The organism is Streptomyces sp. RP5T (assembly GCF_003933965.1).
Classification (GTDB): Bacteria; Actinomycetota; Actinomycetes; order Streptomycetales; family Streptomycetaceae; genus Streptomyces.
In genome coordinates this window covers 1-3,789 of the sequence record NZ_RSAJ01000722.1, presented here as the reverse complement: position 1 = coordinate 3,789, position 3,789 = coordinate 1, and the positions used below count along the sequence as shown (strand labels likewise).

The 3,789-nt window shown below is 73.6% G+C and carries 2 protein-coding genes and 1 pseudogene; all 3 read right to left on the bottom strand.

The window, feature by feature from the left end:
• A pseudogene (locus EHS43_RS39855) lies at positions 1-495 on the bottom strand (PD40 domain-containing protein); the annotation flags it as partial.
• Positions 468-2,252, bottom strand: a complete 1,785-nt coding sequence (locus tag EHS43_RS39850; protein WP_125195437.1) for an N-acetylglutaminylglutamine amidotransferase — start codon at positions 2,250-2,252, stop codon at positions 468-470. The pseudogene EHS43_RS39855 and the gene EHS43_RS39850, both read right to left, overlap by 28 nt.
• A gap of 169 nt (positions 2,253-2,421) precedes the next feature.
• Positions 2,422-3,594 carry a glutamate--cysteine ligase gene (locus tag EHS43_RS39845; protein WP_125195436.1) on the bottom strand — a complete coding sequence of 391 codons (1,173 nt, stop codon included), beginning with the start codon at positions 3,592-3,594 and terminating at the stop codon, positions 2,422-2,424.
• Positions 3,595-3,789: the final 195 nt, after the last annotated feature.

Below are 3,789 nucleotides of genomic sequence, written 5' to 3'. Positions count from 1 at the left end.
GGTGACGGCGACGGCCGAGCCGTCGTGGGCCCAGCAGCCGAGGTAGGCGGACGTGTCGGGGTCGGCACCGGCCAGCAGGCGGCGACCGGTGCCGTCGGGCCGTACGCACAGCACGCGGGTGTGCTCACCGCCGCCCGGTGCGGTGGTGTACGCGATCCAGCGGCCGTCGGGCGACCAGGCCACCTCCTTGACGGGGTCCGGGGAGGAGTCGAGCAGCCGGATGCCCTCCCCGTCCACGGGGCCGGCCCACAGCTGGGGGACGCCGCCCCGGTCGCAGATGAAGGCCACCCGGGTGCCGTCGGGATCCACGGAGGGATACCAGCAGCCGTGCGCCTGCAACCGGGTCACGGCGTCCCGGGGGCCCTCCGTCTCGGGCAGCGCCATCGGGGCGGGTGCCGTGGCGCGGGCGGGCCCCTGCCCCGGTGCGGAGGCCGTCGCGTGCGGGGGCCGGGTGCGCTGCCCGCCGGTCACGTGATTCCGTGCGTCTGCAGCCATATCTCCAGAAGTGCCACCTGCCACAGGGCGTTGGCTCCGCGCTTGGTCCGGTGTTCGTCGGGTGCCGCCAGGAGTTCGGCGACGTACGGCTGCCGGAAGACGTTCCGCTGCCTGGCCGCGGGCGCCGCGAGCGCCTCGCGCACCCGGTCCAGGACGGGGCCGGCCATGTGCCGGATGGCCGGGACCGGGAAGTAGCCCTTGGGCCGGTCGACGATCTCCCGCGGCAGGAGTTTGCGGCCGACCTCCTTGAGTACGCCCTTGCCGTCGTCGGCGAGTTTGAGCTCCGGCGGACAGGCCGCGGCCAGCTCCACCAGTTCGTGGTCGAGGAAGGGCACGCGGGCCTCCAGGCCCCAGGCCATGGTCATGTTGTCGACCCGCTTCACCGGGTCGTCGACGAGCATGACGTGCGTGTCCAGCCGCAGCGCCGCGTCCAGGGCGGTCTGGGCGCCGGGGCGGGCCATGTGTTCCGTGACGAAGCGGCCCGACACGTCGTCCGCGGGCAGCATGTGCGGGTGGAGGACGTCGGCGAGGTCGGTGTGGGGGCGGTCGAAGTACGTCTCGGCGTACTGGCGCGGCTCCTCCTCGCGCGGGGCCGCGGCCAGCTCCGGGTACCAGTGGTATCCGGCGAACACCTCGTCGGCGCCCTGACCGCTCTGCACGACCTTCACCTCCTTGGAGACCTGCTCGGACAGCAGGTGGAAGGCGACCACGTCGTGGCTGATCATCGGCTCGCTCATCGCGGCGACGGCGTCGTCGAGGGCGGTCGAGACCCGGTCCGAGGGCACCATCATCCGGCGGTGGTCCGTGCCGAACTCCCGGGCGACCAGGTCCGAGTAGCGGAACTCGTCGCCCTGTTCGCCGCCCTCGGCCTCGAACCCCACGCTGAACGTCTTCAGGCCGCGCTGCCCCTCCTCGGCCAGCAACGCGACGATCAGGCTGGAGTCCAGACCGCCGGAGAGCAGGACGCCCACCGGCACGTCGGAGACCATCCTGCGGCGTACGGCTGTGCGCAGCGCCTCCAGCACCGCGTCACGCCACTCGTCGGGCCCCATGTCCGCGTACTCGGGCCGCCGGGTGTAGGACGGCTGCCAGTAGCGGTGGTCGTGGTGGCTGCCGTCCGGCTCGACGACCCGTACGGTGGCGGGCGGCAGTTTGCGCACGCCGTTGAGCACGGTGTGCGGCGGGGCGACGGTGGCGTGCCAGCTCAGGTACTGGTGGACGGCCACCGGGTCGAGGGAGGTGTCCACGTCCCCGGCGGCCAGCAGGGCGGGCAGCGAGGAGGCGAACCGCAGCCGGCCCGGCGCGGGCGCCAGGTACAGCGGCTTGATGCCCAGCCGGTCGCGGCCGAGCACGACCCGGCCGGTGCGGTGCTCGACGAGCGCGAAGGCGAACATGCCGTGGAACCGCTCCACACAGGCGGTCCCCCACTGCCGGTAGGCGTGGAGCACGACCTCCGTGTCGGACGTCGACCTGAAGCGGTGCCCGAGGCGCCCGAGCTCCTCGCGCAGCTCCTGGTAGTTGTAGACGCAGCCGTTGAAGACGCCGGTGATCTCGTCGTCCGCGTCGGTCATCGGCTGGGCTCCGAGGTCGGACAGGTCGATGATCTTCAGCCGCCGGTGGCCCAGCGCCACCGCGCCCCGTGTCCAGATGCCTTCGCCGTCGGGTCCGCGGGCGGCGAGCCGGTCGGTCATGCGCTCGACGGCCCCGAGGTCGGGCCGGCTGCCGTCGAAGCGGATCTCGCCGCTCAGACCGCACATGACACGCCGCCCCCTTCCCAGGAGCCGTCGGACCCGGGCCGGGACAGGGACCCCGGGTCGCGCCTGCCGGTCGCGACCCGGGCGGAATTGCTGGACATGACGAAAAGTCTCCTCGGGGTTGTCGGGTGCGGGACGGACGGGACAGCCGGGTGCGCGGCGCGGAGCCGGTTCAGCTGCCCAGGACCTCCGGGGCGCCGGGGCCCGCCGTGCCCGCGACGGAGTGCGGGACGTCGGGGCGGGCGACGGGGGCCCGCCCGCGGCGGCGCCGCTCGCCGCGGGTCTCCGCGATCAACAGGTCGGCGCAGGCCAGCAGATCCTCTTCCCGCGCCTTGCGGCGGATGCGCTCGGCGGCGCTGCCCTCCGCGAGGGCCGCGGCGGTCAGGTCCCGGACGGTCTGCCAGTCGCCGTGGGCCTCCAGAGCGGGCCGCAGCCGGGCGAGCAGCGTGCACACGACGTCGGCGGCGGGCGCTTCCCGGTGCGTGCGGGGATCCACCAGAACGCCTTCCAGGCCGGAGCGGGCGGCGCGCCAGGAGGCGCCGCGCAGCCAGTCGTGGCGGCCGTCGCACAGGGCTTTGCCGGCCGCGCGGCGCTCCAGGGCCTCGGTCACCAGGGCACGGAACAGGCCGGCGACGAGCACGACGGTCTCCACCCGCGGGCTGGCGTCGCAGATACGCAGTTCCAGGGTCTGCAGATGGGCGGAGGGACGGACGTCGTAGTAGATCATCCCCGGGTCGCTGATGACGCCGGCCCGTACGAGATCGCCCACCGCCGCGTCGTAGTCGGCCGCGTCGGTGAAGCAGCCCACGGGGCCCGCGGTGGGCCAGCGCTGCCACAGCAGGGTGCGCCAGCTGGCGTAGCCGGTGTCTGCTCCCTGCCACAGCGGTGAGCTGGCGGAGAGCGCCAGCAGGGCGGGCAGCCAGGGCGAGACCGCGCACATCACCGCCACGGCCGTGTCGCGGTCGGGTATGTCCACGTGGACCTGGGCGCCGCAGATCAGCTGCTCGTCGGCGACCTGGCGGTACTCCTCGACCATGTGGCGATAGCGCGGGTCGGCGGTGGGGTGCCCGGAGGCGGCCGGGGCGAGGGGTGCCGTGCCGGCGGCCACGACCGCGAGCCCGAGCGAGGAGGCGGCCGCGTCGAGGAGCCGTCTGGTTCTGGCGAGGTCGGCGTACAGGCCGCTCAGCGTGGTGTGCACGCCGCTGTTGGACTCCACGGTGGACTGGTGCAGTTCCGTGGTGAAGGTGCGTGGGGGAAGCCGGCGCAGGACCGCGTCGGCGCGCGGCACGAGCAGCCCGCTCTCCACTTCCAGGATGTGGAATTCTTCCTCCACTCCAATGCGCATGACCACTGTCGCTCCTTGAGGTGTGCCGTAGGTCCCACCCGTCTCAGGGGTGACCCCCAAGTGCCCACGACTCCGCCGGATAAGCGTGACTTTGCGCGTTTGGAGAGGCTGATCCGCAGATGAGCAGACTGCCCGCTCAGCGGCGGGTGGCCCGGCCGACCAGCGCGCCGTTCGCCGGGGCGCCCTCTGCCCGAC

Bases quoted from the DNA above. Each gene is read 5' to 3' on its own strand.
- EHS43_RS39850 (WP_125195437.1), bottom strand. From the start codon at position 2,252: ATGTGCGGTCTGAGCGGCGAGATCCGCTTCGACGGCAGCCGGCCCGAC.
- EHS43_RS39845 (WP_125195436.1), bottom strand. From the start codon at position 3,594: ATGCGCATTGGAGTGGAGGAAGAATTCCACATCCTGGAAGTGGAGAGC.